The 26708-nt window shown below is 49.5% G+C and carries 27 protein-coding genes and 1 tRNA gene; 15 read left to right on the forward strand and 13 right to left on the reverse strand.

Features of this window, described 5'->3' with window-relative positions; genetic code table 11:
- Positions 1–7 precede the first annotated feature (7 nt).
- A complete protein-coding gene (gene fimH, locus FCH32_RS05220; protein WP_117342163.1) occupies positions 8–1015 on the forward strand; it encodes a type 1 fimbria D-mannose specific adhesin FimH in 1008 nt (335 codons plus the stop codon).
- A gap of 10 nt (positions 1016–1025) precedes the next feature.
- Positions 1026–1544 (forward strand): fimbria assembly protein, encoded by a 519-nt coding sequence (gene sfmF / locus FCH32_RS05225; protein WP_117342164.1) that lies wholly within the window; start codon positions 1026–1028, stop codon positions 1542–1544.
- Positions 1545–1581: 37 nt separating this feature from the next.
- On the opposite strand, the gene fimZ is transcribed toward sfmF, so the two are convergent.
- From fimZ to fimW, 4 genes are all read right to left on the reverse strand, one after another.
- The gene (gene fimZ / locus FCH32_RS05230; protein ID WP_117342165.1) at positions 1582–2214 is read right to left on the reverse strand and encodes a fimbria biosynthesis transcriptional regulator FimZ; all 633 of its coding nucleotides are present in this window, start codon (positions 2212–2214) and stop codon (positions 1582–1584) included.
- A 590-nt stretch (positions 2215–2804) separates the two neighbouring features.
- A complete protein-coding gene (gene fimY, locus FCH32_RS05235; protein ID WP_135912430.1) occupies positions 2805–3527 on the reverse strand; it encodes a fimbria biosynthesis regulator FimY in 723 nt (240 codons plus the stop codon).
- 22 nt (positions 3528–3549) lie between these two features.
- Complete coding sequence (locus tag FCH32_RS05240) at positions 3550–4275, reverse strand: EAL domain-containing protein (protein WP_174360604.1); 726 nt, start codon at positions 4273–4275, stop codon at positions 3550–3552.
- A gap of 164 nt (positions 4276–4439) precedes the next feature.
- Positions 4440–5033 carry a fimbria biosynthesis transcriptional regulator FimW gene (gene fimW, locus FCH32_RS05245; protein WP_174360605.1) on the reverse strand — a complete coding sequence of 198 codons (594 nt, stop codon included), beginning with the start codon at positions 5031–5033 and terminating at the stop codon, positions 4440–4442.
- Between the two features lie 37 nt (positions 5034–5070).
- On the opposite strand from fimW, the gene FCH32_RS05250 reads away from it, so the two are divergent.
- The gene (locus tag FCH32_RS05250; RefSeq protein ID WP_115259164.1) at positions 5071–5250 is read left to right on the forward strand and encodes a hypothetical protein; all 180 of its coding nucleotides are present in this window, start codon (positions 5071–5073) and stop codon (positions 5248–5250) included.
- Between the two features lie 39 nt (positions 5251–5289).
- A tRNA-Arg gene (locus tag FCH32_RS05255) sits at positions 5290–5366 on the forward strand.
- 158 nt (positions 5367–5524) lie between these two features.
- Here the strand turns inward: FCH32_RS05255 and uspF are convergent.
- On the reverse strand, positions 5525–5953 hold the full coding sequence (uspF, locus tag FCH32_RS05260; RefSeq protein ID WP_096757984.1) for a universal stress protein UspF: 429 nt from the start codon (positions 5951–5953) through the stop codon (positions 5525–5527).
- A gap of 445 nt (positions 5954–6398) precedes the next feature.
- On the opposite strand from uspF, the gene FCH32_RS05265 reads away from it, so the two are divergent.
- Together FCH32_RS05265 and FCH32_RS05270 are read left to right on the forward strand one after the other, a co-directional pair.
- Positions 6399–7493, forward strand: coding sequence for a NapC/NirT family cytochrome c (locus tag FCH32_RS05265; RefSeq protein WP_135912427.1), 1095 nt, complete (start codon positions 6399–6401; stop codon positions 7491–7493).
- Positions 7494–7514: 21 nt separating this feature from the next.
- Positions 7515–9959, forward strand: a complete 2445-nt coding sequence (locus tag FCH32_RS05270; RefSeq protein WP_174360606.1) for a trimethylamine-N-oxide reductase 2 — start codon at positions 7515–7517, stop codon at positions 9957–9959.
- Between the two features lie 78 nt (positions 9960–10037).
- On the opposite strand, the gene FCH32_RS05275 is transcribed toward FCH32_RS05270, so the two are convergent.
- From FCH32_RS05275 to cusR, 7 genes are all read right to left on the reverse strand, one after another.
- A complete protein-coding gene (locus tag FCH32_RS05275) occupies positions 10038–10841 on the reverse strand; it encodes an MBL fold metallo-hydrolase (RefSeq protein WP_135912425.1) in 804 nt (267 codons plus the stop codon).
- Between the two features lie 80 nt (positions 10842–10921).
- Complete coding sequence (locus FCH32_RS05280; protein WP_174360607.1) at positions 10922–11173, reverse strand: membrane lipoprotein lipid attachment site-containing protein; 252 nt, start codon at positions 11171–11173, stop codon at positions 10922–10924.
- Positions 11174–11187: 14 nt separating this feature from the next.
- On the reverse strand, positions 11188–11694 hold the full coding sequence (locus FCH32_RS05285; protein ID WP_117342170.1) for a hypothetical protein: 507 nt from the start codon (positions 11692–11694) through the stop codon (positions 11188–11190).
- 335 nt (positions 11695–12029) lie between these two features.
- The gene (locus tag FCH32_RS05290; RefSeq protein ID WP_117342171.1) at positions 12030–12407 is read right to left on the reverse strand and encodes a DUF302 domain-containing protein; all 378 of its coding nucleotides are present in this window, start codon (positions 12405–12407) and stop codon (positions 12030–12032) included.
- Between the two features lie 55 nt (positions 12408–12462).
- The gene (locus tag FCH32_RS05295) at positions 12463–12789 is read right to left on the reverse strand and encodes a copper-binding protein (RefSeq protein ID WP_174360707.1); all 327 of its coding nucleotides are present in this window, start codon (positions 12787–12789) and stop codon (positions 12463–12465) included.
- Positions 12790–12933: 144 nt separating this feature from the next.
- Positions 12934–14385 carry a Cu(+)/Ag(+) sensor histidine kinase gene (locus FCH32_RS05300; protein WP_174360608.1) on the reverse strand — a complete coding sequence of 484 codons (1452 nt, stop codon included), beginning with the start codon at positions 14383–14385 and terminating at the stop codon, positions 12934–12936.
- A complete protein-coding gene (gene cusR / locus FCH32_RS05305) occupies positions 14375–15058 on the reverse strand; it encodes a copper response regulator transcription factor CusR (protein WP_096757976.1) in 684 nt (227 codons plus the stop codon). The genes FCH32_RS05300 and cusR overlap by 11 nt, the downstream gene beginning before the upstream one ends.
- Positions 15059–15239: 181 nt before the next feature.
- Between cusR and FCH32_RS05310 the strand changes: the two genes are divergently transcribed.
- The 4 genes from FCH32_RS05310 to FCH32_RS05325 all read left to right on the forward strand — a co-directional run bounded on the left by FCH32_RS05310 (position 15240) and on the right by FCH32_RS05325 (position 21534).
- Positions 15240–16622 carry an efflux transporter outer membrane subunit gene (locus FCH32_RS05310; RefSeq protein ID WP_174360609.1) on the forward strand — a complete coding sequence of 461 codons (1383 nt, stop codon included), beginning with the start codon at positions 15240–15242 and terminating at the stop codon, positions 16620–16622.
- A gap of 32 nt (positions 16623–16654) precedes the next feature.
- Complete coding sequence (gene cusF, locus FCH32_RS05315) at positions 16655–17002, forward strand: cation efflux system protein CusF (RefSeq protein WP_174360610.1); 348 nt, start codon at positions 16655–16657, stop codon at positions 17000–17002.
- A gap of 75 nt (positions 17003–17077) precedes the next feature.
- A complete protein-coding gene (locus tag FCH32_RS05320) occupies positions 17078–18379 on the forward strand; it encodes an efflux RND transporter periplasmic adaptor subunit (protein WP_174360611.1) in 1302 nt (433 codons plus the stop codon).
- 11 nt (positions 18380–18390) lie between these two features.
- Positions 18391–21534: a CusA/CzcA family heavy metal efflux RND transporter gene (locus FCH32_RS05325; protein ID WP_174360612.1), complete on the forward strand. Its 3144-nt coding sequence runs from the start codon at positions 18391–18393 to the stop codon at positions 21532–21534.
- Between the two features lie 43 nt (positions 21535–21577).
- Here FCH32_RS05325 and rclR read toward each other — a convergent pair whose 3' ends face one another.
- Positions 21578–22432 (reverse strand): reactive chlorine-specific transcriptional regulator RclR, encoded by an 855-nt coding sequence (rclR, locus tag FCH32_RS05330; protein WP_174360613.1) that lies wholly within the window; start codon positions 22430–22432, stop codon positions 21578–21580.
- A 236-nt stretch (positions 22433–22668) separates the two neighbouring features.
- On the opposite strand from rclR, the gene rclA reads away from it, so the two are divergent.
- The 5 genes from rclA (at position 22669) to FCH32_RS05355 (ending at position 26666) form a co-directional block, all read left to right on the forward strand.
- Complete coding sequence (gene rclA, locus FCH32_RS05335; RefSeq protein WP_135912420.1) at positions 22669–23994, forward strand: reactive chlorine resistance oxidoreductase RclA; 1326 nt, start codon at positions 22669–22671, stop codon at positions 23992–23994.
- 177 nt (positions 23995–24171) lie between these two features.
- A complete protein-coding gene (gene rclB / locus FCH32_RS05340) occupies positions 24172–24408 on the forward strand; it encodes a reactive chlorine resistance periplasmic protein RclB (protein ID WP_170973021.1) in 237 nt (78 codons plus the stop codon).
- 11 nt (positions 24409–24419) lie between these two features.
- Positions 24420–24980 (forward strand): reactive chlorine resistance membrane protein RclC, encoded by a 561-nt coding sequence (rclC, locus tag FCH32_RS05345; protein ID WP_174360614.1) that lies wholly within the window; start codon positions 24420–24422, stop codon positions 24978–24980.
- Positions 24981–25367: 387 nt separating this feature from the next.
- Positions 25368–26063, forward strand: coding sequence for a PilZ domain-containing protein (locus FCH32_RS05350; RefSeq protein ID WP_117342180.1), 696 nt, complete (start codon positions 25368–25370; stop codon positions 26061–26063).
- 21 nt (positions 26064–26084) lie between these two features.
- Positions 26085–26666, forward strand: a complete 582-nt coding sequence (locus FCH32_RS05355) for a helix-turn-helix transcriptional regulator (protein ID WP_174360615.1) — start codon at positions 26085–26087, stop codon at positions 26664–26666.
- Positions 26667–26708: the final 42 nt, after the last annotated feature.

Here is a 26708-nt window from a genome sequence, read left to right on the forward strand (position 1 = left end):
TAATACGATGAAACGACAAACTGGTTGGTTACTCGGGAGCGCTTTACTGCTGCTGGCAAATTCGTCATGGGCCACGGTCTGCCAGAATTCGAACGGCACGCCGACGGATGTGTTTTACGATCTGTCGAACGTCTTTAACAGCAGTAATAACCGCCCCGGTCAGGTCGTGACGTTGCCGGAAAAGTCCGGTTGGGTTGGGGTTAATGCGACCTGTCCTGCGGGGACGACGGTAAATTACACCTACCGCAGCTACGTGACGGAACTCCCGGTGCAAAGTACGGAAGGGGGCTTTCAGTATTTAAAGCTGAATGATTACCTGTTGGGGGCTATGAGTATCACCGACAGCTATGCCGGACTGTTTTATCCTCCACGTAACGATATTCGTATGGGGACTCACCCAAATGTACCCAAGCAGAAACCCTTTGGCGTCATGGATTCAAAGCTGGTATTCAAATTAAAAGTGATCCGCTCATTTATTAACATGGTACCAATCCCCCGCCAAACGATGTTCAGGGTCTATGTCACGACCAGCATCGGCGATGCCCTGAGTGTGCCGGTATACACCATCAGCTACAGCGGCAAGGTCGAGGTGCCGCAAAACTGCGAAGTGAATGCCGGACAGGTTGTCGAGTTTGATTTTGGTGATATCGGCGCGTCGTTGTTTAGCAAAGCTGGGGCTGGAAATCGGCCAGAAGGCGTTAACCCGCAGACTAAAACGATGGCCATAAAATGTACCAATGTTGCCGCGCAGGCCTACCTGACCATGCGCGTGGAGGCTGAAAGATCTTCGGGGCAAATGATGGTGTCGGACAACGCCGATTTAGGCTTTATTGTTGCCGACAGCAGCGGCGTACCGCTAACACCTAACAACCTGTCCAGCACCATTCCGTTTCGCCTGGATGATAACGCCGCGGCGAGCGTCAGTATCCGGGCGTGGCCGGTTAGCGTGACGGGCAATAAACCGGCGGAAGGGCCATTTACTGCCCGTGGATATCTGCGAGTAGATTATGACTAAGAGGCGCGCAATGGTCATTCGCATACTGTTGGTGGTTGCTGCCTTGCTGTCGTTTACCTCGCTAAGTCGGGCGGATACGTCGTTGGGCGAGATCAATATTGAGTTGCGCGGTAATGTAGTGGACTTTACCTGTGCCGTGATTGCCAGCGACAGCAATAAATACGTGGACCTCGGTACCTGGCCGACAAAGCAGTTAAAAACCAGTGGTGATACCACCCAACCGGTTCCTTTTTCGCTAAAGCTGGAAGGCTGCCCGCCTGGGTCGGCGTCAATCACCTTTTCCGGTACGCCGGCAGCGGGTACCACGCTACTGGCGCTGGATAATACGGCGATGGCGCAAAAGGTGGCGATTGAACTGCATGACAGCGATCGTACACGGTTGCCGCTCGAACAGGCGAGCCAGACGGTGAGTATTGACGAAAATGGCAATGCCACACTGACCTTTTTCGCCAACTATATTGCCTTAGCGGATGGGGTCCAGCCCGGACTTGCCAGGGCTGATGCGACGTTTATGATCAACTATAACTGACCACTCACTCCCGAATGTCATCTCGTCGGGAGTGGGGTTACATTAATTCATGCATTTTCGCGTAATCGATCAGCTCGACAATGGTATGCAAACCAAGTTTAGAGTAGATATTGGCTTTGTGCGCACTGATCGTTTTATTGCTGAGTAATAGCTGCTCTGCAATTTCTTTATTGGATAACCCATTTGCCAGATAACGTAGCACCGTGACCTCGCGATTGGAAAGCGGCATGTCATTCAGCTCTCCTTTACGTATATTAATGTTATTAATAAAGTTAAGCGTATCTGACGGGAAAAAAGAATAACCGGATAAGATCATTTTCACCGCATTGTAGATATCATTCAGGTCCTTGCGTTTACTGACAAAACCATTTGCACCTGCCCGGATAGCGCGTCCGGCGTAAAAAGATTCAGATTTTGAGGACAGAAACAGAACCCGCGTCTTTTCCTGCAGTGATTTAATTCTCTTGAGTAGGGTAAATCCATCGGCACCAGGCAGTTCAATGTCCAGAATGACGAGATCGACAGGATAGGTGCGTAGGTGATCAATTGCTGTACGACTGTCGTCAGTTTTCAGTACCACTTCGATATTACTATTTTTTTCGAGCAGCACTTCTATCGACATTCTGACAATAGGGTGTTCGTCCATAATGATAACGGATGCTGGTTTCATTGTTGTATGCCTCAAACTGTTCGTGTATCTTGCGATTTTGATAAAACATCAGGCGTTATTAATATTGTCAAATAGCCAAGGGTTGTTCTGCGAGAAGAACCGAATAAATAAGACTTCATCCTTGTTTATTCAGCCGTTCTTGGTAAGAACAATGAGTGTGTGGAATATCCATTTCACACCAGGAAAAATTTACAATTAATCATTAAACAGTAGGGATTATACCTACTCTACTCATTCGGAAAAGTCTTGCGGTAAGTAACTTCTTAATGGTTGTTACGATATACTGAAAGAACCCAATATGCTTACGATTGTTAGTATTATTTTCCTTCTGTTTTAATTATGGCAGATTGAAAGTTTTTTTAAAATACTAAAAACAACACAACAGGCTGATTGTTTAGGTTTTGTTAAGGAGGTCTTAGATGGCCATTACGACGTAATGCACAGAGTTCGTAGGGTTAAGTGCGTTGCACGCCGCAGGCATAATACCAGGATTAGTTGTAAATATTAAATTTATGTAAAAATTACATGGGGCGTCTCAGTGATAAATAAGTAATTTCCTAAAAAATCTTATTTCACAAAGGTTTATGGTGTTAAATTAAATGATGAGAGGTAGCGTTAAGACGGTGTATCAGATGCAAAAAACGTTGGCGGTGTGGCAATCCGAGGTACGTAATCAGTTGATTCAGACGATAGATAACCCGGTGGTAAGGCCGGTTTTGTATGCAGGCAATCTTTTTTAAGGATTCACCTTGCAATAGTAATGAAACCATCTCCCAGTCAGCCAGGTTTAAACGCGAAGAATGAATATTATTTAGATTTGGCGATAATAAAGCGTGACGTATGTCTGCAAGGCGCTGACGGCGGGGGAGAACATAAAAAGGACCGGTCATGGCAATAAATTTACCCAGACTTTCGTCATTATCGTTGAGTAATAAAAAAATCTGTATGTCATTACGCTGTTTAACCAGCAGGCGTAACTGTTGGATCGTCTCGAAATACGAGAATGGCAATCCTTCCATATCAATCACTAACTGACTGGATTCAGGGGATTGCAGACTGTCGAGCGCCGACTCAAAATTCTGGAAAACAGCCGTACGGGTACCTGAAAATAAATAGCGGTTCAGTGTAAATGCGAGATAGTAATCAGTGGTGATAATTGCCTGAGATACAGTGTCTCCCGGTAATGTATAATTGATTTTTTGTGCCAGATACTCAAGCCGGTCAAATACCTGCGGCGCACAGTGATGATATTGATGGGTACAGTGAGTGTTTTGTAAACGGCGATGTCGTTCCCGACGTAGTACGCTGCGCATCCTTCCTGTTTTCCTTTCCGTTTTATTTCTCCTGCCCTGGATAAATGGCGGGCCATAAATACCCCTGCCCCAAATTTGCGCCGGCTCGCTGGGCAATTTCCTTGTGCGTTTGGGTTTCAATCCCTTCGACAATCACCTGATTTGCGATTGCTTGTCCTTTCTTAATGATCTGCTGGAGCCTGCTGGGTTTTTTACTCAGTGTCCAAAAGGTATTTTTATCCAGTTTAATGCCTGACAGGTGCCAATTAGCCTCAATGAATGCGATGAGTAATTCTTCATTGACGTCATCCATCCAGATAGGGGTGCCTGACGCTTCAACATGCTGCATAGCGTTATACGCCACATGGCGTTGAGCAACATTGAGCAAAAAGAATGTAGCAGGGTCCTGTATTTCGATGACAAGGTTAGGTGGATACGTAACATCACGCCAATGAAATGACGTCCAGTTCAGAAAGGCCTTCATCGGCAGGTTCAGTGAATAAACGTAGCCGGGCTGATAATGTACGATGTTGGCTATTTGGCGATAAAACAGGCTTTGTTGTTGTGCGAAAGAAAGCTGGCGAAAATAGTTCTCGCTATTCATTTTTCGCGGGAGGTGGGTCAGGACTTCAAAGCCGTATCGGTGCGAAGTCGATAACTCGACAATGGGTTCTAATTTCAGTGTTGAAAGTAGAACGTTAGCATCATTTTTTATTGAAGGATGTGCGTACTCATATTTATCGTTGCACAATAACAGGCTCGGCATCATGATATTCTCCCACGCGGAGCAAATATTACCGAGAGTGTTTTATTTTTACCCCGGAAATAACACATAGGCATTATTGTGGCAGCATAGAAATGGGGGCAGTAGGCGCATATACTTAATTGCACATGAGACATTTCTCATAAAGTTTCCAGTGCATAAGAAACGGTTCAATTTTGTAGAAAACTCAGGTTAACCCTGATGTATCTTAAGAATTGTTGTTCATTTTTCACCTGCAGTTTTCTCATAATACTCCGACGCGTTACCTTCGCTTCTACCTCACTGAGTGCAAGAAGCTGTGCGGTTTCGGCGGAGGTATATCCGCTGGCGAGGAACATTAAAAACTGACGCTCTGCAATGGAAAAGTTGCGGGTGGTGCAGTAGTGACAGATGGTGGCAGGGACGCTGGTACGGAGTGCGCGTTTTTGCAAAATGAGTACCATTTTTTTGCCGATCTCTTCGACATCATCTTCGCGATAAATCAGCGGTAGCATGTACAGGCAGGGTCTGAACATCAGCTTATCTTTATCGCATTTTCTGCAAATAATGACCCGATGCTGGTGACGGGTGTGGAGGGGGATTTCGTAACAACCCGCGCTGAGCCACTCTTCATCCAGCGATAAAAAGGCGATGTCTGCACGATCGATATCGTCGACAGGCAAGAAGCAAATCTCCTGACGCCACTGATTCGTCAGACGAGTAATGATGATTTTCAGACCATGTTCGAAGTGATTATTTTCGTCTTTGATGGCGATACTTAACATTGAAGGGATCCTAAACCGCAGGGAAGGGTGTAGGAGAATGTTAAGCAAAATCATTAATTTTCTAAATACATTTAACCTTAAACCGGGCTTTACGGCGCCTCAGTTGTTACCAGGTGATTTCCTGGATACCCGTGGACGAGCAGAAAAAACCACCATTCGTACACTTCGCAAGCAACCAGAACAAAAGGCATTGACTCAGCAGGCGCTGACCGTATAATTCACGCGTTTCATCCGCATGAAGTTTTCACTTCGCAATGCGCCCTTAGCTCAGTTGGATAGAGCAACGGCCTTCTAAGCCGTAGGTCGTAGGTTCGAATCCTACAGGGCGTACCATTTTACAGCATTCCTCTCTAATCATCCCTGTCGTATTCGCCATTGCAACAAACCACCATTCGCTCCGTATTTGACTTTTTCTGCGAGACTCAGGAAATCCGAAACGAATAAGAACGGGAGCTGATTCGCTCCCGTATGTATGGTCTTTTGTCGGCATGTCACCGCACTACAAGCACCGGGCATTTGGCGTGGCGCACCACGGCGGAGGCCGTTGAACCCAGCAGATAAGTGCTAAAACCCGGCTTATGCGAACCGATGATGACGAGTTCTGCATCTACCGCTTCCGCTAACTTTAAGATCTGATCTTTAGGCGGGCCGTAAACGACGTGCAGTTCCGTCCTGCCGGCAGGAATGTTGAATTGTTTAACAATTTCTTGCAGCTTTTCGGTGGCCTTAGCTTGAATGCCACTTCTGTCCGGGAATTCATTGGAGTAGGCCAGTCCCAGTGATGCGTAGAATGGGACAGTAGGGATAACGGCTAAAAAATGGACCTTTGCGGTTTTTGCGTGCGCCTCGACCTGTGGGATCACCTGACGCGTTACATCGGTTTCAGAGATATCAATCGGCACCAGAATAGAACGATACATATTCACCACCTCTTGTTTGTTATACCGCCATCCTGAGTGTAGCGAATTGATAACCTGTATAATAAGCAGCCAGATCAAGAATAGGTGCTTATCTCCCTATCTCATACCTGGTGAAAGAGATTCATTTTTTTTCTTTCCATTATGTATTTATTTATATAACGTGGTATTTTTTGGGGGGGATAGATGCCCCTGGACTGGGTCTTCCACTTTTTACACTGATATTTTATTTAATAATGGGTTATTAAACTTATCGCTAGGTTTATTGTTCTGTTTTTATGTTGAATTTTAAAGAAAAACCTCTGTTGTAATAAATATGCGATCGCCTTCAAACTTGCCTATCTGCTGATTCTCATTTCCTTCTGGCCTTGATGAATATCAATAAGTAACCCAGCCAGTGTAATTACTGTCTACCTATTAAAGGGTAGGTTGCCTGTGGGAATGAAAAATGAGAAAAATAAATAAAACTATTCTATGGACAATGCTGCTGTGCATTGTTCTGGGGGCTGTGATCGTTTTGGCTGGGCAATGGACATTACATAAAACGTCGAGTACTGAATTTTGTCTGTCATGCCATACGATGCAAGCACCTTATGAGGAATATACCGGTTCGGTCCATTTTCAAAATAAGAAAGGTATTCGCGCTGAATGTGCGGATTGTCATATTCCACAAGGAGGACTTGATTTCCTGGTTGCCAAACTCCGGGCAACAAAAGATGTTTATCATCAGTTCGTTACTAAGAAAATTGATACCCCAGAAAAGTTTGAAGAACATCGCCTGGAAATGGCGCAAACCGTGTGGGCGCAACTGAAAGCCAGCGACTCGGCGACTTGTCGCAGTTGCCACAGTATGGATGCGATGGATCTTGCTGCACAAAGCGCCGATGCGCAGAAAATGCACAAAATGGGGATTGCGGAAAAACAAACCTGTATTGATTGCCACAAAGGCGTCGCTCATTTCCCTCCTGAAATAAAAATGGATGACAGTGCCCTAAAAGGGCTCGAGGCACAGTCTGCCTCCACGCCTGCAACGGCAGAAAAACTTTATGCCGTCAGTAATACCCCGCTCGGTGATCTGGGAACGGTTTATCCGGCGACCCAAATGCAGGTACTGAAATCAATGGAAAATTCACGGCTGGTGGAGATCCGCGGCAGCCAGATGCAGGGAAGTGAACAGGTTATTTACTACGCGGCTGGGCAGCGTTTGATCCTTGCAAGCCTCAGTGAAAAAGGACAGCAATCGCTCAAGGTTCTCTCCGACTGGAAAAAGGATGACTACGGCAATACGTGGCGGGACGTGGCTCTGCAAGGAGAATGGAGTGGCTCCGCGCTCGCCAGTCGTGAACCGATGTGGGATTACGCCCGCAAGCTCGACAATGTGTATTGCGCAGGTTGCCATGCACCGATTCCTGCTAATCACTTTACGCTCAACGCCTGGCCTTCAGTGGCAAAAGGGATGGGCGCGCGCACCAATATCAGTGAAAACGAACTGGATATCCTGAGCCGTTACTTCCAGTACAACGCGAAAGACATGAACAAATAAGCGATAACACCAGGAGAAATCATGAAACTCACAAGACGTGACTTTATCAAGACGGCTGGCGCGGCAACCGGGACTATGGCGATTTCTTCGGTGATCCCGATGCCAGCCTGGGCGGAAGGCCAAAATGGCGGGGCAATCCTGACGGCCGCACGTTGGGGAGCTGTGTATGTGGAAGTAAAAGACGGCAAGGTTGTTTCTTCAAAAGGTGCATTACCGAAAACAGTACCGAATTCATTACAACAAACTGCGCCGGACCAGGTGCACACCAATATCCGCGTAAAATATCCGATGGTGCGCAAAAGCTATATGGAAAATCCGGGTAAAGCGGACGGCAAACGCGGCAGCGATCCTTTTGTGCGGGTGAGTTGGGAGCAGGCGCTAAAACTGATTCATGAACAGCATAACCGGATCCGCAGCAGTTACGGTCCAGCCTCGGTGTTTGCTGGCTCTTACGGTTGGCGCTCCAGCGGGGTTTTGCATAAAGCACAAACGTTGCTGCAACGTTATATGAGCATGGCGGGTGGATATGCCGGGCATACCGGGGATTATTCTACCGGGGCCGCGCAGGTCATCATGCCCTACGTTGTAGGATCGGTTGAAGTCTACGAACAGCAAACCACCTGGCCTATGGTGCTGGAACACAGCCAGGTCGTAGTGCTGTGGGGTATGAACCCGCTGAATACATTAAAAATTGCCTGGAGCAGTACGGACGAACAAGGTATCGAATATTTTAATCTGCTGAAGAAATCAGGGAAAAGCGTCATCGCAATCGATCCGATGCGTTCTGAAACGATTGAATTCTTTGGGGATAATGCCACCTGGATCGCGCCTAACATGGGCACTGACGTTGCGATGATGCTCGGCATTGCCCATACGCTGGTGAAGAAAAATCTCCACGACAAAGCGTTCCTGGAAAAATACACCACCGGATATCCGCAGTTTGAAGAGTACCTGCTGGGCAAGAGCGACAGTATTGAGAAAACCGCTGCATGGGCATCAGGTGTGTGTGGCGTACCTGCGGAACAGCTGGAGAAACTGGCAGACATTTTCTCCAGTAACAAAACCATGCTGATGGCTGGGTGGGGGATCCAACGTCAGCAATACGGTGAGCAAAAACACTGGATGCTGGTGACGCTGGCGGCAATGCTCGGGCAAATTGGTACCGAAGGCGGTGGTTTTGGTTTCTCTTATCACTACTCCAACGGTGGAAACCCGACGCGTACCGGCGGGGTATTACCGGCGATTTCGGCCAAAATTGAGGGTGGCTCGTCAGCAGGAAATGACTGGGCGGTTTCTGATGCCGTGACGAACCTGCCTGTAGCGCGCATCGTCGAAGCGCTGGAGAATCCGGGCGGAAAATATCAGCATAATGGTAAAGAGCAGACCTTCCCGGAGATCAAAATGATTTGGTGGGCGGGTGGCGCTAACTTTACCCATCATCAGGATACCAACCGCTTAATTAAAGCCTGGCAGAAGCCCGAACTGGTTGTTATCTCGGAGTGCTACTGGACGGCCGCAGCCAAACATGCCGATATTGTCCTGCCGATCACCACCTCGTTTGAGCGTAACGATCTGACCATGACCGGCGATTACAGTAATCAGCACCTGGTGCCGATGAAGCAGGTCATTGAGCCGCAATTTGAAGCGCGGAATGACTTTGACGTATTTGCTGATCTGGCCGAAATGCTCAAGCCTGGCGGAAAAGCAGTCTATAGCGAAGGCAAAGACGAAATGGCGTGGCTGAAGCAATTCTACGACGTTGCGCAAAAAGCCGCCCGCGCCCAGCGTGTGGCTATGCCGCAGTTCAACGCATTCTGGCAGCAGAATAAACTGATAGAAATGCGGGAAAATGAGAAGAACAACAAATATGTGCGCTACGCCGATTTCCGCAGCGATCCGGTGATGAACGCGCTCGGTACGCCGAGCGGTAAGATTGAAATCTACTCGAAAACGATTGAGGGCTATAAATACAAAGACTGTCCGCCGCATGCGTCATGGATTGAACCGGATGAGTGGAAAGGTTCTGCGGATAAGGATCAGCTGCAGTTACTGACGGCGCATCCGGCGCATCGTCTGCATAGCCAGCTGAACTACGCTGCGCTGCGTAAAGAGTACGCGATTGCTAATCGCGAACCGGTGACTATTCACCCGGACGATGCAAAAGCCAGAGGTATCGTCGAAGGGGATTTGGTACGCGTCTGGAATGGTCGTGGACAGGTGCTGGTTGGGGCGCACGTCAGCGATGGAATCAAACCAGGGATCATCTGTATTCATGAAGGGGCTTGGCCAGATATTGAAAACGGTATCTGTAAAAACGGCGGCGCCAACGTATTGACGGCAGATATTCCAACCTCAAGGCTGGCGAATGGCTGCGCAGGCAATACCAGTCTGGTGTATGCAGAAAAATACACCGGCGAAGCGCCAAAACTGACCGTATTTGATGAGCCCGCTATCGTTACGATGTAGTGATAGTTAACTCACTCCTGTTACGAAGATAAAACGGGAGCCGCGAGGCTTCCGTTTTCCTTATTGGGTATGCCGTTTTTACTCAGCCAGAACAATCACATCTCCCGTTGCTGGCGCGTCTGTTCCGGGCAGCCAAAAACGTCCCCACGAACCGGTGCAATGACAGCCGAGCAACTTTTCGGGCTTTTGTTGACGGAGAAACCGACGCGTTTTCCACAATTTTTGCGGCGACGCCGCGCGTAAATGAAAGCCGCCGATCAGGGCGTAGATCCTGGTGATACCCGTAATGTTTTGACAATGGCGGACGATGTTCTCTATTCCTCGATGCCCGCAGCCGGTAATAATGATCAGTCCACGCTCAGACTGATAAATCAATACGCCTTCGTCGGTGATGTAATCCGGTTGGGGTGTTTGCTCCTGAATAACGCCGTAAGCCTGTGGCGTCGGCACGTTTATTTCTCCGGACCACAGAAAGCGCTCACTAATCGGGAATGGCTCGCGGGTATAGGTCATATGCAGGCGAGAGTAATCATTCTCGCGTGATAATTTTTTGATTTTTTGGCTATATCCGGCAACGGTGATTGCAGAATAACGCTCGCAGGCAATGTGCGGATGGCAGATGACGCGCGTGTTATCCGCCAGCCACGGCACGCCGCCACAGTGATCGTAATGCCCGTGCGAGAGTACCACGGCGGTAAGTTGAGACAGGTCAACGCCCATTCTCGCGGCATTCAGCTTAAAGCTGTCATCCGGCCCGGTATCAAACAAAACAGAGGTTGTTTCATCCTGGACGAGCAGGCTTAACCCAGGGGCTGCCTGCAATGATTTGTCAGCACCGGCAGCGCGTGTGTTTTCAAGCAATACCGTAAGGGTTAAAGCCATACCAGACTCCGGCGTTAAAGCATCATACTGTAACGCACAGAAGGTAAGAGCGCTGTGATCTCAGCGCTCTTCGGGGCTACTCAGCGGCGATAGTACTGGTCTTTGTCGTCGTCATGGCGGTGGTGATGTCGCCAGGCGTGCTGGTTTTCTCTGTCTTCCTGCTCCTGGCGTTTATGCTCTTTATCGCGTTTGGATTCACGATTCTTGTGGTTAGCAATCGCCGTGGCAACCGCTGCAGCGCCTACACCTGCGGCTGCGGCAGACAGGTACGGATGCTCAGCACAGCCTGCCAGGCTGGCCATGATTACCAGTGCAGATATCAGTTTTTTCATTGTGGTGTCATCCGTTATTCACGCACAATCTTGCCAGCGTTACCGGCGTCGCTATCGTTCCAGCTACCGCGGCCGTTCGCTTTCAGGGTGTAAGTGGCATACCCCACGCGGAATGTCATCGTATCTTTATAGGTATTCACATCGCGTACTTCATTGCCGTTGATGTAAACGCCGGAATCTTCTACGTGAATATCAACGCTGCGTTGACCGTTTTCAAATTTAGCCACGTAATTACCGGTGAACTTACCGTCGATACCGGCCTGGTCATGATTATCCTGATTACCGCTGTTCTGGCGGTCTTCATCATGACGATGATGGCGCTGATGATGGTTTTCCGCATTGTCGATAAACCCGTGATCGCGGTTCCACTCATAGGATTTATTCACATCGCAACCGTTGAGTTCACTCATTTGTGTACAGCCTGAGCGTTCATATTTTTTCTGCATCGCCGGGGTAATGGCGCATGCAGTTGTCGCGGTTGTCAGACCCAGAACAAAGATGGCCAGCAGACGTTTATTCATTCTGTTACTCACTATCATCATTAAATTTATTTATAGGAATATTGATTTTATTGCTGTCATGTTTATGACGAAGAAAGTTTCCCATTAAATATTAACGGTGAATACTAGGGGGATTCCTAATTTATATTTTCTGATGGCGTTAAATCATGGGGATATACAACATAATACGTAGGTATTTTACGTATTGTATACAATTTATTTATTATTCTGGAGGTTGTTTAATTTTTGATGTGCGATTTAATGGAATATTAATATTGACATTAATCGAGGAGATAAAGAATGAAGGAGGTAATGAGAAATGCAGACTTATTGAACAATAAGCCTGCGTGTGTGACTCAGTCAATGCTGGCAATGCTTTGTTCTACAAGATTTTCCAGTTTTTTTAGTGCCTGAATAGCATGCGTATCCAGCCCGTATTTCTCCAGCGTTTCGACCGGATGAAAACCGACCCAAACCAGCCCGTCCGGTTGCTGGCTAATTAATACTCTGAAGGGTAAGTCGAGCGCTAATTCTGGATGCTGCAACATTAGAGCAGTACCCCCTTTGGGGTTACCAAAAATAAGTACCGTAGTGGGTGGAAGTATTAACTCCACCTCGGCAGCAGCTTTGGCATGATCAAACTCGCCAAATAAAACAAGGCCATGTGATTTTATGTTGGCCAGCAGGCGCTGACGTGTTTGCTGAAAATCAAAGGCGCTGAATAGCTTATTCATGGAATTTCCATCCGTAATGGGATAGTGGTGTTATTCATCCAGAATAGTACATGAGTTATCCCTGTGCGGGGATCTGTTGGCGATGTTTTTCTGCCTGTTGCTGATGTGAAAACGCATGACCGTTATTCATTGACTCATGTACAACCATTGCTTTTTCATGCTCATCCATTTGTGAAAATGACGGCGCAACGGCCTTAGTGGACTGACTATTACGTACTTGCATCTGATGTGCCTGCACCATTTTCTGATGGGCAGAGGCATCGCTATTATTCATCATGTCATGGGCCATCGCCGCCTGTTGATGGGGATCAACACTTTCTGCGGCATTCACGCCAGCTGAGATAAAAAATGCAATAGCAAAAAAAGAAGACATCTTGTTCATCATATTTCTCCAGTATGGGTTTACGGAAGAAATGATAATAAGCAGGCGCGCTCAGCGAGGTGACAGAATTATGACGGTTACGTCAGAGAATCAATAAAGATGCCAGCAGGTCAGCGGATGGCACATTCGTGCCACCCTGCAGGGCTAATTTGCGTGTTTTGGCAGTGTCAGAATAAAGCGGGTAGCGTGGGTGTCAGAGGTGACCGCCACCTTTCCCTGATGGGCCGCGACAATTGATTTCACAATCGCCAGGCCAATGCCGCTCCCTTCACCTTTACGCTGTCGTGATGGGTCTACGCGATAGAAACGGTCGAACAGTCGCGGCAGATGCTCCGCGGCGATGGGCGTGCCGGGATTCTCGACAATAATGTGTACCTGTTCGTCCGCCTCTTTTACCCGTACGGTCACCGACTGGCCCTTGGAAGTGTAACGCATGGCGTTCGACAGCAAATTGCTCAGGGCTCTGCGCAGCATTAACGGATCGCCAGACACCCAGCATGCGCGGCCCTCAAAGCGTAAACTTACCTCGCGCTCTTCTGCCCACGCCTCGAAGAAGTCAAACACCTTACCGACCTCATCCGCCAGGTTGAGTACCGTCTTTTCCGGGATCAATTGATTATTGTCCGCCTGTGCCAGGAACAGCATGTCGCTCACCATCTTCGACATTCGGCCAAACTCTTCGAGATTGGAATAGAGCACATCTTCCAGCTCTTTCTGGCTACGGGGCTGGCTAAGTGCTATTTCCGTTTGGGTGACCAGATTGGTGATGGGGGTGCGGATCTCATGGGCAATATCCGCTGAGAAATTAGACTGGCGTTTAAACACATCCTCGATGCGTTCGATCATATGGTTAAACGACCCGACCAGCTGCTCCAGCTCTATCGGTACGGCCTGGGGATCGAGGCGGACATCGAGATTCTTGGAGGTAATGTTCTGGATACGGCGACTGACGTTACGGATCGGTTCATGACCTTTATAGACGGCGAACAATACGATGAAAATAATCATCATGCTGATCAGCGATGCCGTCATAATTAGCTTGTTTTTCAGATCGTTAATATAGTGCAGATGAAAGTCTATCGATAACGCCATATACAGCGTCCAGGCCGGTTTGCCGTCCGCTAACTGGCCTACCGGCAAACGAATCATGCGCCAGTTGGAGGGCGTGTTTTCCCCGTGCTCGTGATTTTGCGTGCGTAGCATGGGGCCGGAGATTAAAAAGACATTATTATTACCGGCGTTTTTATCCGGTTTCGCATGGGTAATAAACTGACGCAGATCCGGCGCACCAGGTGAATGGAAAATGGCTTTTTGGTTAGCATCTTCCAGTGAAATAATAACGTTAGAGTAACCGGAAACCACGTTTTTTAAGATTTCCAGCCGCCGGGATTCCGGTTCGTTGGGTTGATTAAGGATCCGTTCCAGCGTGGTGCTGATCTCTCTTAAATCGTTGATATCCTGCTCGGCAAAATGGACTTTCACCGAGTGGATCATTATCCAGGCGAAGGCGAAAAACGAAGCGATGGTTGCCAGGCTGATAAAAAAGGTCAGTCGCGTGGCCAGCGAAAAAGGGCGCTGCAGGCGTTTAATAGCCATCCGGTACCTCAAGCATATATCCCACACCGCGTACGGTCTGAATCAGCTTCGGTTCAAAGTCATTATCAATTTTGGCACGCAGGCGCTTTACGGCGACGTCAATCGCATTGGTGTCGCTGTCAAAATTCATGTCCCAGACCTGTGAGGCAATCAGCGAGCGGGGTAATACTTCCCCTTGATGGCGCAGGAAAAACTCGAGCAGCGTAAATTCTTTGCTGGTAAGGGTAATGCGGGTGCCACTGCGGGTGACTTTTCGGCTGACCAGATCAACCATTAAATCCGCAACCTGAAACTGACTTTCGACAATCACTGCCGCGCCACGGCGCAGCAGCGTTCTGACCCGAGCCAGCAGTTCGGCAAAGGCGAAGGGTTTCACCAGATAATCATCCGCCCCCAGTTCCAGGCCTTTGACCCGGTGTTCAATCGTGCCCAGCGCGGTGAGGAGAAGAATCGGCATGCCTTTGTTAGCGCTGCGCAACATACGCACGATATCCCAACCGTTCACGTCAGGCAGCATGATGTCGAGGATGATCAGGTCATAATCGCCGGTCATGGCCAGGTGATACCCGTTCAGGCCGTTATCCGCCAAATCGACAACAAAACCGGCTTCCGTCAGGCCCTTCGTCAGGTATTCGCCGGTTTTTTTCTCATCTTCGACGACCAAAATCTTCATCACATTCTCCTTCACCCACTGGCTGTGCGGGTTTCAATTCTAGAGAAGCGGGATCGGATAGCAATGAGTTATTGGGAAAATGACAGCTTTGTCATTTTCCTGTCACCGCTTAAACAGAGTCGATTCGGTAAGGTGCACGGTAATAAATTCACATTCCAGTCCGGTTTGGACGAAAAGAACTATGTGCAAATTTAAGCTTCTTACTCTCAGCGTTGTTTTTATTCTGGCCGGTTGTTCGCTGGCGCCGGAGTATCAGCGTCCGGCAATGCCGATACCGCAGCAATTTTCGTTGAGCCAGAATGCGCTGGTACCGGCACCACAGGGATACCAGGATACGGGCTGGCGCACCTTTTTCGTTGATGATCAGGTGAAAGCGCTGATTGGTGAGGCGTTGCTGAATAACCGTGATCTGCGCATGGCCACCCTCAAGGTTCAGGAAGCACGAGCACAATATGGGGTGACGGACGCAGACCGCTATCCGCAGCTTAATGCTGGCTCCAGCGGTACCTATAGCGGCAAATTTAAAGGCGAAACCAGCACGCAGAAAGAATTTGAGGCCGGGCTGAATCTCAGTTTCGATTTGGATTTCTTCGGTCGCCTGAAAAATATGAGTGAAGCCGAACGACAGAATTTCTTTGCCAGTGAAGAAGCGCGTCGGGCGGTGCATATCTTGTTAATTTCCAACGTCTCGCAAAGTTATTTCAACCAGCGACTGGCTTACGCGCAGCTGAAAATTGCCGAAGAGACGCTGCAAAACTATCAGCGTTCATACGCTTTTGTTGAGAAACAACTGTTAACCGGTAGCACCAATGTGCTGGCGCTGGAACAGGCGCGGGGCGTAATTGAAAGCACGCGCGCCGATATTGCCAAACGTAAAGGCGAACTGGCGCAGGCGAATAATGCGCTGCAACTGTTGCTTGGCACCTACGGGAAATTACCGGATGACCGGGCACGCAGCCACGGTGATATCAACGCGGTGACGCTGCCGCCGTCGCTGCCATCGCAAATACTGCTTCAGCGACCGGATATTTTAGAAGCCGAGCATGCATTAATGGCGGCAAATGCCAACATCGGTGCTGCACGGGCGGCCTTTTTCCCGTCCATTACCCTCACCAGTTCGCTATCGGGTAGCAGCAGTGACCTCTCCAGCTTATTTAATGCCGCCAGCGGCATGTGGAATTTCGTACCCAAAATCGATATTCCGATTTTTAACGCCGGACGTAATCAGTCAAACCTCGATTTGGCCGAAATTCGTCAGCAGCAGTCGGTGGTGAATTACGAACAAAAAATCCAGAACGCGTTTAAAGAAGTGGCGGATGCGCTGGTGTTGCGCCAAAGCCTGGCAGATCAAATTACCGCTCAACAGCGCTATCTGGACTCTTTGCAAATCACGCTGCAACGCGCCAGAGCGCTCTATCAACATGGTGTGGTGAGTTATATCGAAGTACTGGACGCTGAGCGTTCTTTATTCGCTACCCGGCAATCACTGCTCGATCTTAATTACGCCCAGCAGGTTAATGAAATTAAGCTGTTTGCTGCCTTAGGCGGCGGCTGGGTTGAATGATATTTAATTATAAGTTCTCAGGAGTATATGACATGAAAAGTACCGCTAACGCCGCTTTGTTTACTGTGTTGTCTGTGGTCATGTTTAACGCTCAGGCCAATGAGCATCAGCATGGCGAGATGATGAATATGCAGACCGCTACCCAGCAGGAGCAAGTCATTAGCGCCACGGGCGTGATTGAATCTATTGATACGGCGAGCAAAAAAATCACCATCAAGCACGAACCTATTCCGGCGGTGAACTGGCCTGCGATGACCATGCGATTTACGCTGGTCCCGGAAACGAAGGCTGATGATATTAAGCCCGGCGATAAGGTCGCCTTTACCTTTGTTCAACAGGGAAATCTCTCTGTATTACGTGATATTCACGTCAGTCAATAACGCAGTCGCAGGTCTCTTTTATTCTCACCCGTTTTCTCTGAACGCGGGTGAGACACTCGCGCAATGGAAATCACTATGGCGTCTTTAAATATTAAAAATACCGCGCTTATTCTTGCCAGCATGATTGTCGGTGGGGTTATTGCCGTCGGTATCTATCCTTATTTGTCATCAGCAAACGTCCCGACCGACAGTGGCCCCGATGCGCAAAAAGAAGCGCGTAAAGTCCTGTTCTGGTATGACCCGATGTATCCGAATACCCGTTTTGATAAGCCGGGTAAATCGCCGTTTATGGATATGGATCTGATCCCGAAATATGCCGATGAAGAGACCGCGAGCGACGCCGCCGCAGGGGTGCGAATCGATCCGACGCAAACCCAAAATCTGGGGCTAAAAACCGAGGCCGTACGTCGTGGACCGCTGCAGTATGCACAAACGTTCCCGGCCAACGTTAGCTATAACGAATATCAGTTTGTGATTGTGCAGGCCCGCTCAGCGGGATTTATCGAAAAAGTGTATCCGCTGACCGTTGGCGATAAAATTAAGCAAGGCGCGCCGCTGATTGATCTGACCATCCCCGACTGGGTTGAAGCGCAGAGCGAATATCTGCTGCTGCGCGAGACCGGCGGTACCGCCATTCAAGTCGATGGTATTCTCGAAAGATTGCGTCTGGCCGGGATGCCCGAACAGGACATCCAGCGCTTAAAATCGACGCGGAAAATTCAAACCCGCTTCACCCTGCGCGCGCCCATCGATGGGGTGATCACCGCCTTTGATTTGCGCACCGGCATGAACATTTCGAAAGATAACGTGGTAGCAAAAATTCAGGGCATGGATCCGGTGTGGGTCAGCGCATCGGTCCCGGAGTCTATCGCCTGGCTGATTAAAGACGCCTCGCAGTTTGCGATTACCGTACCCGCCTGGCCGGATAAAACATTCACCATCAGCAAGTGGAGTATTTTGCCGAGCGTGGATGCCACGACGCGTACCCTCCAGTTACGTTTGCAGGTCGAAAACCCTGACGAGGCACTCAAGCCGGGGATGAATGCTTACCTCAAGCTGAAAACACAAAGTGAGCCGATGCTGCTGATCCCGTCCAAAGCGCTGATTGATACGGGCAGCGAGCAGCGGGTGATCACCGTGGATAACGACGGACGCTTTGTGCCGAAGCAGGTTGCCGTATTCCATGAATCTCAGGGGCTAACGGCTATCCGCTCCGGTCTGACGGAAGGTGAGAAGGTGGTCTCCAGCGGCCTGTTCCTGATTGATTCCGAGGCGAATATCGCCGGGGCGTTGGACCGCATGCGCGCCCGGAAGAGTGGGACGCCAGACGCCGCGGCTATGCCCGCAATGCCGACCCCGGCGACCCATTCACACTGAGGATATAACACATGATTGAATGGATTATTCGCCGCTCAGTGGCTAACCGTTTTCTGGTGATGATGGGGGCGTTGTTCCTCAGTATTTGGGGAACATGGACCATTATCAACACCCCAGTAGATGCACTGCCGGATCTCTCAGATGTGCAGGTGATTATTAAAACCAGCTATCCGGGACAGGCGCCACAAATCGTTGAGAATCAGGTCACTTATCCTCTGACCACCACCATGCTGTCGGTGCCTGGTGCGAAAACGGTGCGCGGTTTCTCGCAGTTTGGTGACTCTTACGTGTATGTCATTTTTGAAGACGGCACCGACCCTTACTGGGCACGCTCCCGTGTACTGGAATATCTCAACCAGGTGCAGGGAAAACTGCCCGCAGGCGTCAGCGCGGAAATGGGGCCAGATGCCACCGGCGTCGGCTGGATCTTTGAATATGCGCTGGTGGACCGCAGCGGCAAACACGATTTGGCCGAGCTGCGTTCTCTGCAGGACTGGTTTTTAAAGTATGAGTTGAAAACGATTCCCAATGTCGCAGAAGTGGCGTCGGTAGGCGGTGTGGTCAAAGAGTACCAGGTGGTTATCGACCCGATGAAGCTGACGCAATACGGGATCAGCCTGGCTGAGGTGAAATCGGCGCTGGATGCGTCTAACCAGGAGGCGGGTGGCTCATCCGTGGAGATGGCGGAAGCGGAATACATGGTGCGTGCCAGCGGGTATCTGCAAACCCTCGATGACTTCAATACTATTGTGCTGAAATCCGGGGCTGACGGTGTGCCGGTTTACCTGCGCGATGTTGCCCGCGTGCAAATTGGACCGGAAATGCGCCGTGGCATCGCCGAACTGAATGGTGAAGGTGAAGTGGCGGGCGGCGTGGTGATCCTGCGCTCGGGTAAAAATGCACGTGACGTAATCTCCGCCGTCAAAGCCAAACTTGAGACGCTGAAAAGCAGCCTGCCGGAAGGCGTTGAGGTAGTTACAACATACGATCGCAGTCAGCTTATCGACCGCGCGATTGATAACCTGAGCTACAAGTTGCTGGAAGAGTTTATCGTTGTGGCGCTGGTGTGTGCGCTGTTCCTGTGGCATATCCGTTCGGCGCTGGTCGCCATTATTTCCCTGCCGCTGGGGCTGTGTATTGCGTTTATCGTGATGCATTTCCAGGGACTGAACGCCAACATTATGTCGCTTGGCGGCATCGCCATTGCTGTAGGGGCGATGGTTGATGCCGCGATTGTGATGATTGAGAACGCGCATAAGCGGCTGGAAGAGTGGGCGCATCAGCATCCGGGAGAAAAGCTGGATAACGCCACGCGCTGGCAGGTGATCACCAACGCCTCGGTGGAAGTGGGACCGGCGCTATTCATCAGTTTGCTGATTATTACCCTGTCGTTTATCCCTATTTTCACCCTTGAGGGGCAGGAAGGGCGACTGTTTGGCCCGCTGGCGTTCACCAAAACCTATGCCATGGCCGGGGCCGCATTGCTGGCGATTGTGGTGATCCCAATCCTGATGGGATTCTGGATCCGCGGCACGATCCCGGCGGAAAGCAGTAACCCGCTTAACCGTTTTCTGATCCGCATTTATCATCCGCTGTTGCTGAAGGTGCTGCACTGGCCGAAGGCCACCCTGCTGGTGGCGGTGTTGTCGATCCTGACGGTTATTTTCCCGCTCAATAAAGTCGGTGGCGAGTTCTTACCGCAGATCAACGAAGGTGACCTGCTGTATATGCCCTCGACCCTGCCGGGGATCTCGGCGGCGCAGGCGGCGGATATGCTGCAAAAAACCGACAAGCTGATCATGACCGTGCCGGAAGTGGCGCGGGTATTTGGTAAAACCGGTAAGGCTGAAACCGCTACCGATTCCGCGCCGCTGGAAATGGTTGAAACCACCATCCAGTTGAAACCGCAGGATCAGTGGCGTCCGGGGATGACGATGGACAAAATCATCGAGGAACTGGATAAAACGGTCCGGCTGCCGGGCCTGGCGAACCTGTGGGTACCGCCGATTCGTAACCGCATCGACATGCTGTCTACCGGGATCAAAAGTCCAATCGGGATTAAGGTCTCGGGCACCGTGCTGGCGGACATTGACGCCACGGCGGAGCAAATCGAAGAGGTGGCGAGGACCGTGCCGGGCGTCGCGTCTGCGCTGGCGGAACGTCTGGAAGGCGGGCGCTATCTCAGCGTCGATATTCAACGTGAAAAGGCCGCGCGTTATGGCATGACCGTAGGTGATGTACAGCTGTTCATTACCTCGGCAGTCGGCGGTGCGATGGTGGGCGAAACGGTGGAAGGGATTGCCCGCTATCCGATCAATCTTCGCTACCCGCAAAGCTATCGTGACAGTCCGGAAGCGTTACGACAATTGCCGGTCCTGACGCCCATGAAGCAACAAATCACGCTGGCGGATGTGGCGGATGTGAAGGTTGTTTCAGGCCCGTCGATGTTGAAAACCGAGAACGCACGCCCGACCAGCTGGATCTATATCGATGCCCGCGATCGTGACATGGTCTCGGTGGTAAACGATCTGAAAAAAGCGATTGCCGAAAATGTCCAGCTAAAACCGGGGACCAGCGTGGCGTTTTCGGGCCAGTTTGAGCTGCTTGAACGCGCCAGCCATAAGCTCAAACTGATGGTGCCGATGACGCTGATGATCATCTTCGTGCTGCTGTATCTGGCGTTCCGTCGTTTTGGTGAAGCGTTGCTGATTATCACCAGCGTGCCGTTTGCACTGGTGGGTGGGATCTGGTTCCTCTACTGGATGGGGTTCCATATGTCGGTGGCGACCGGCACTGGATTCATTGCGCTGGCAGGTGTTGCCGCCGAGTTTGGCGTGGTGATGTTGATGTATTTGCGTCACGCCATTGAGGCGGAGCCCGCGCTGGAAAATCCGCAGACCTTTACGGTGGCTAAGCTGGATGAGGCGCTGTATCACGGGGCGGTGCTTCGTGTGCGCCCCAAAGCGATGACCGTGGCGGTGATTATTGCCGGCCTGCTGCCGATTTTATGGGGCACCGGGGCCGGGTCGGAGGTGATGAGCCGGATTGCCGCCCCGATGATTGGCGGTATGATCACCGCGCCGCTGCTGTCGCTGTTTATCATTCCGGCGGCGTATAAGCTGATGTGGCTGCACCGCCATCGTTCGCAGAAATAACGCCTGAATAGCGTTGCGCCGGAGAACGTAATACGGCGCAACGCTATTTTTCCAGCGCCTTGACCCGCTTTCTGTACTCACCCGGCGTGCAGCCGTATTCACGCAGAAAGACTTTGTGAAACGATGATTCGCTGGCATAGCCCACCGCCTCAGCAATCACGATCAACGGCCGTGAATCACGCGCTAACATCTGGGCGGCGAATTGCAGACGCAATGTGGTTAAGACCGCGAGCGGCGTGGAGTTTGAGACTTCACGAAACAGTTGCGCGAAGCTGGCCCGCGACATATGCGCGCGCTGCGCCAGCTCTTCGACAGTCCACGGATGAGCGGGCAACTCCAGCATCAGGTTAGCGATAACCCCCAGTTTGGGATGCAGCAGCAGATTCAACATGTTTTTGCCCGGCGCGGCCCGTGTCAGCCACTCGCGTACAGCAAGGGTAAACAACGTGGCGCATTGCTGGCTGCATACCACCTCAGAACCTGGCAGCGTGCTCATTGATTCCCGTTGCAGCAGTTCAATCATGGCTCTCAGCCACTGACCAACAGGGCTATTTTCCTCAGGGGCCAGAATGAGCAATTCCGGCAGTGCGGTTAAAAAATAGCGTGAAGATGACTGCAACCGTAGGCTTCCGCAGACGAGATGCGTTTGTTCCTCGCCTGACTGGCACAGCCGGTGGGCGGAGTTTTGTGCCAGCATAACCACTGCGCCAGGATGCAGCGTGTAGGACGAGCCGTCCGGGAGATCAAGCTGAGCCGCACCCTGAGTTACCGTATGCCAGCGAATAACCGACAGCTCTCCCGCCGCATGTGGCAACTGCCAGTCTCTGCTCAACAAGCAGTTTTTATCAATAGACCCCTGCGGGTCATTAAGCGTTAATAATCGGCTAAGCGCGTCCATCAAGACTCCTGAACAATTTTATACCCTTAGGGAGATATCGCCATTATCGCTATAATTTTATATTAAATTAATACCATCAAATGGTTAGTTGGTAATATGGTTTGTGCTTTCACAAATTTGCATGGTTCACTTTAGACGATTTGACATAAATAAGCGCGTTATGGATACGCTGTTCATGTTCGTCAGTCCTTATACTTCGGGTTAACAAATGAACAGTGATTTTGCAAAGAGGCAGTATGAATCAGTATCAGGCGATCATTATTGGTTTTGGCAAAGCAGGTAAAACGCTGGCGGCGACGCTGGCAAAAGCAGACTGGAAGGTGGCGATTATTGAGCAGTCCAACACCATGTATGGCGGGACATGTATCAATATCGGCTGTATACCCACTAAAACGCTGGTGCATGATGCCGAAATGCAGCATGACTTTGCCGCCGCAATGCAACGCAAAACAGACGTTGTTCGCTTTCTGCGTGATAAAAACTTCCATAACCTTGCCGGTCTGGACAATGTCGATGTGATTGAAGGGCGCGCTGAGTTTGTTGACAACCATACTGTGCGGGTCATCCAGGCGACCGGCACGCGTGAACTCCGCGGCGAGAAGATTTTCATTAATACCGGTGCGCAGTCGACGATGCCTGATATTAAAGGATTATCCAGCACACCTGGCGTATTCGACAGCACTGGGTTGCTGAATCTGGCGCAGCGTCCTCAGCGGTTGGGGATTTTGGGCGGCGGGTACATTGGCGTGGAATTCGCGTCCATGTTTGCCAATTTTGGAAGCAAGGTCACTATCTTTGAAGCCGCGCCGCTATTTTTACCGCGTGAAGACCGGGATGTCGCTGATGCCATTGCCCGCATTTTGCGCGACAAAGGTGTCGAGCTGATTCTGAATGCCAATGTACACTCGGTATCGTCCCAGGACGGTGCGGTACAGATACAGATGCCAGAAGAGACGCATTCGGTGGACGCGCTACTGATCGCCTCGGGGCGTAAACCGGCAACGGAAGCACTGCAACTGAAAAATGCTGGCGTGGACGTCAACGATCGGGGCGGAATTATCGTGAATAGATATCTGCGCACCTCGGCAGATAATATCTGGGCCATGGGCGACGTGACTGGCGGATTGCAATTTACCTATATCTCGCTGGATGATTTCCGCATTGTGCGCGACAGTTTATTGGGCGATGGGTTGCGCAACACCGGCGACCGCCAGAATGTGCCGTATTCCGTGTTTATGACACCGCCGCTTTCTCGCGTGGGGATGAGCGAAGAGCAGGCCAGAGCCAGCGGGGCGGAGGTTCAGGTCGTGACGTTACCCGTTACGGCGATCCCGCGGGCTCGGGTGATGGATGATACGCGCGGTATGCTCAAAGCCGTGGTTGATGTGAATACCCAACGGATATTAGGTGTCTCGCTATTGTGTGTGGATTCACATGAAATGATTAATATCGTTAAAACCGTTATGGATGCGGGATTACCCTATACCGTTTTACGTGACCAAATATTTACCCACCCGAGCATGAGCGAATCATTAAACGATCTATTCGCATTAGTTAAATAATAAAACGCTGTGTCTGCCTTTTTGCCCCACCCGTGTGGGGCTTTTTTTATGCGTGTAGCACAGTACCTAAATAATACGTATGAACAGTTATTCTGGCGTTACGGATGGCAATAAATAGAATGTGTGAGTTTATTATATTAACACTGAATTGACTGGTTAATGGAAATAGAAATGAATATGTTGAAAGCAACTTTACTGATGACCTCTTTACTGACTGCACCTGTCACGTTTTCCGCGCTGGCGCAGTCGCCAACCGAAATTGCCCACGTTAGCGTGTCAGCCGTCTCAGCCGCGCCTTCTGTGATTGAGGAGGCCATTGCAAAACTGGCGCAGGAGAAACAGGCATCATCGTGGAAAATCACCTCAATGCGTATTGACAGCAGCACTTACGCTACGGCGATTTTGTACAAGTAAGGGCGGTTAGTATGGAAAAATATCTTCGCTTACTGGGCAAGGCCGATCGCATCGGATTAGCCCTGATTCGCCTGAGCATCGCCATTGTGTTTATCTGGATTGGATTATTAAAATTCGTTCCATACGAAGCCGACAGTATTACGCCATTCGTGGCCAACAGTCCGCTAATGTCATTTTTTTATGAACATCCGCAAGAGTATCAGCAGCATTTGACGCATGAAGGGGAATTTAAACCGCAGGAGCGGGAATGGCAAGCAGCGAATAATACCTACAGCTTCTCTAATGGACTGGGCGTGGTTGAGATAATTATTGCCTTGTTGGTGCTGGCAAATCCGCTCAGCCGCAGGTTGGGATTAATCGGCGGGATTCTGGCATTCGCTACACCGATTGTCACCCTGTCTTTTTTAATCACCACGCCGGAAGCATGGGTTATGCCGCTAGGCGATCTGCACCATGGTTTCCCGTATTTATCGGGGGCCGGGCGGCTAGTGTTAAAAGATACATTAATGCTGGCGGGTGCAGTAATGATTATTGCGGATTCAGCTCGGACCCTCGTTAAGCAGCAGTACTGATTTTCTCACGTTGTACCCTCTGTAAGATAGTATGCCACTAGAGTTTAATACGGTAATTACCGGAGCCAGCATGATGCTGGCTTTTTTTGCCATAAGCTAAATTCGTTATCCCCAAACCCCTGCTGAAAACGTCTTGTTATTCTTTTTTGTTATGCTTGTTGCGCAACTTCGCGTGGTTTTAGACTTCACTTCAGCTAGAATTAACCCGTATCAAACGTTTTTACATATCAATAAAACATTAAAGATAGTTAAAAACTTAAATTTTTATCAACAGTTTGACATGGAATCCACTAAGGTAATTAAGCGCCAGGAGTGGATGCTGATTTCGTGTTTTTGTCTGCGAACAAGACCGGAACATTTCTTAAATATGGAAATAAGGGTTTGAGAATGAGCTTTGGATTAGCAAAGGACAACAAGTTTGAAATCATAGCGATCCTGCGCGAAGAGTTGCACAAGAAGACTAAACTGGAAGTCTTATGTGAAAACAACAGCGTTATCACACAGTTAGAAAAGATTGATTTCGAGCGCTTTGTGCTTTCTCCGCACAAAGACATCGTTCCTGAAAAGGTCCAATACTTCATCCTGCACAGTGATAGCGGGATTGTTAAATTTAGCGCCAGATACGAACAGGCGTCCGCAGGTGATGCGCAAGCAGGGTTGTCGTACCTTATCCCGGATATGATTTTCTTTGCGCAACAGCGACAAAATCAGCGTTTCTCCTTCCTCAAGGGCTATGATTTTTTCTGTTCTGGTCGTTACAAAAACGGCGAAAATTACTCACTGAAGGTTAAAAATATTTCTCAGGGGGGCTGCGCATTAATCGTTAAGGATGTGAATGCACGATTCCTTTATAAAGATGCGGTTATTAAAGGTGCCGCCCTGGATTTTGATGTGTTTGGCAGTTTACTGCTTGATCTCAAAGTGATTGATGTCGTCATGATCAATGAGTTTGATGATGATAATCAGTTGTACTCCTGCTACCAGATATCGTGCGAGTTTGACTATAAGAACCGTCGTGAAGAGGCGGAAGTCGAGAAAATAATCATCAAATTTTTAATGAGTAATAAGATTCGAAGTTTATAAGGAACGGTGAACAGGATGTTGATGTGCGGCACTGATAATTTTGTGGGCAGCGGTATGTTCGCCTATCTGACAAGTAAACATATCCCTATCAAAACATTCCCGTTTGAGGATATGTTGCAGCAATCATCATTGTGCCAACATCAAACAATGGTTTTTAATATCATTAACAATGAACAACCGTGTTCTGCAATTGTGCAGTTTTTGAATAAAAACCGATTTAAATTTTATAATAACGTTATTGTCATTGTCGCTGACAGTTTGGTGGCGAAATTATGTGTTGAGTTATTATATGTGGAAAAGACCATTGTCCTGACGGAAAAGTCATCACTGCGTGATTTTGGACAACTGGCTACGCTGGCGGCTGGGAAATGGAATCCCCGACTGTATCGGTCGCAGAAAAGGCTCACGGAAAGAGAACAGCAGATCCTCAATCTGTTGGTAAGTGGTTATACTGCCAGAGAAATTTCTGAATTAGTCAGTTTGAATTATAAAACGATTCAAGCGCACAAGATGCGGGTCGTTACGAAACTGGGGCTGGCCAATACCTCTGATTTAAATAAATTAATTATTAGGTTTACCCATAGCTTGTCTTTTTTACCCTGATCTGAATATTCTTTTCTGATGTGAAATACGTAAAAGTAGATA

The sequence above is a fragment of the Citrobacter gillenii genome (genome assembly GCF_013337685.1).
Classification (GTDB): Bacteria; Pseudomonadota; Gammaproteobacteria; order Enterobacterales; family Enterobacteriaceae; genus Citrobacter; species Citrobacter gillenii.

Bases quoted from the DNA above. Each gene is read 5' to 3' on its own strand.
- FCH32_RS05300 (WP_174360608.1), bottom strand. From the start codon at position 14,385: ATGGCTATTAAACGCCTGCAGCGCCCTTTTTCGCTGGCCACGCGACTG.
- uspF (WP_096757984.1), bottom strand. From the start codon at position 5,953: ATGTATCGTTCTATTCTGGTGCCGATTGATATCTCTGAAACCGATGTA.
- rclR (WP_174360613.1), bottom strand. From the start codon at position 22,432: ATGGACGCGCTTAGCCGATTATTAACGCTTAATGACCCGCAGGGGTCT.
- FCH32_RS05350 (WP_117342180.1), top strand. From the start codon at position 25,368: ATGAGCTTTGGATTAGCAAAGGACAACAAGTTTGAAATCATAGCGATC.
- cusF (WP_174360610.1), top strand. From the start codon at position 16,655: ATGAAAAGTACCGCTAACGCCGCTTTGTTTACTGTGTTGTCTGTGGTC.
- FCH32_RS05295 (WP_174360707.1), bottom strand. From the start codon at position 12,789: ATGAACAAGATGTCTTCTTTTTTTGCTATTGCATTTTTTATCTCAGCT.
- FCH32_RS05280 (WP_174360607.1), bottom strand. From the start codon at position 11,173: ATGAAAAAACTGATATCTGCACTGGTAATCATGGCCAGCCTGGCAGGC.
- FCH32_RS05265 (WP_135912427.1), top strand. From the start codon at position 6,399: ATGAGAAAAATAAATAAAACTATTCTATGGACAATGCTGCTGTGCATT.
- FCH32_RS05240 (WP_174360604.1), bottom strand. From the start codon at position 4,275: ATGATGCCGAGCCTGTTATTGTGCAACGATAAATATGAGTACGCACAT.
- rclA (WP_135912420.1), top strand. From the start codon at position 22,669: ATGAATCAGTATCAGGCGATCATTATTGGTTTTGGCAAAGCAGGTAAA.
- FCH32_RS05310 (WP_174360609.1), top strand. From the start codon at position 15,240: ATGTGCAAATTTAAGCTTCTTACTCTCAGCGTTGTTTTTATTCTGGCC.
- cusR (WP_096757976.1), bottom strand. From the start codon at position 15,058: ATGAAGATTTTGGTCGTCGAAGATGAGAAAAAAACCGGCGAATACCTG.
- FCH32_RS05355 (WP_174360615.1), top strand. From the start codon at position 26,085: ATGTGCGGCACTGATAATTTTGTGGGCAGCGGTATGTTCGCCTATCTG.
- fimY (WP_135912430.1), bottom strand. From the start codon at position 3,527: ATGCGCAGCGTACTACGTCGGGAACGACATCGCCGTTTACAAAACACT.
- sfmF (WP_117342164.1), top strand. From the start codon at position 1,026: ATGGTCATTCGCATACTGTTGGTGGTTGCTGCCTTGCTGTCGTTTACC.
- fimW (WP_174360605.1), bottom strand. From the start codon at position 5,033: ATGTTAAGTATCGCCATCAAAGACGAAAATAATCACTTCGAACATGGT.
- FCH32_RS05325 (WP_174360612.1), top strand. From the start codon at position 18,391: ATGATTGAATGGATTATTCGCCGCTCAGTGGCTAACCGTTTTCTGGTG.
- fimH (WP_117342163.1), top strand. From the start codon at position 8: ATGAAACGACAAACTGGTTGGTTACTCGGGAGCGCTTTACTGCTGCTG.
- FCH32_RS05320 (WP_174360611.1), top strand. From the start codon at position 17,078: ATGGCGTCTTTAAATATTAAAAATACCGCGCTTATTCTTGCCAGCATG.
- fimZ (WP_117342165.1), bottom strand. From the start codon at position 2,214: ATGAAACCAGCATCCGTTATCATTATGGACGAACACCCTATTGTCAGA.
- FCH32_RS05285 (WP_117342170.1), bottom strand. From the start codon at position 11,694: ATGAATAAACGTCTGCTGGCCATCTTTGTTCTGGGTCTGACAACCGCG.
- rclC (WP_174360614.1), top strand. From the start codon at position 24,420: ATGGAAAAATATCTTCGCTTACTGGGCAAGGCCGATCGCATCGGATTA.
- rclB (WP_170973021.1), top strand. From the start codon at position 24,172: ATGTTGAAAGCAACTTTACTGATGACCTCTTTACTGACTGCACCTGTC.
- FCH32_RS05290 (WP_117342171.1), bottom strand. From the start codon at position 12,407: ATGAATAAGCTATTCAGCGCCTTTGATTTTCAGCAAACACGTCAGCGC.
- FCH32_RS05270 (WP_174360606.1), top strand. From the start codon at position 7,515: ATGAAACTCACAAGACGTGACTTTATCAAGACGGCTGGCGCGGCAACC.
- FCH32_RS05250 (WP_115259164.1), top strand. From the start codon at position 5,071: ATGTTAAGCAAAATCATTAATTTTCTAAATACATTTAACCTTAAACCG.
- FCH32_RS05275 (WP_135912425.1), bottom strand. From the start codon at position 10,841: ATGGCTTTAACCCTTACGGTATTGCTTGAAAACACACGCGCTGCCGGT.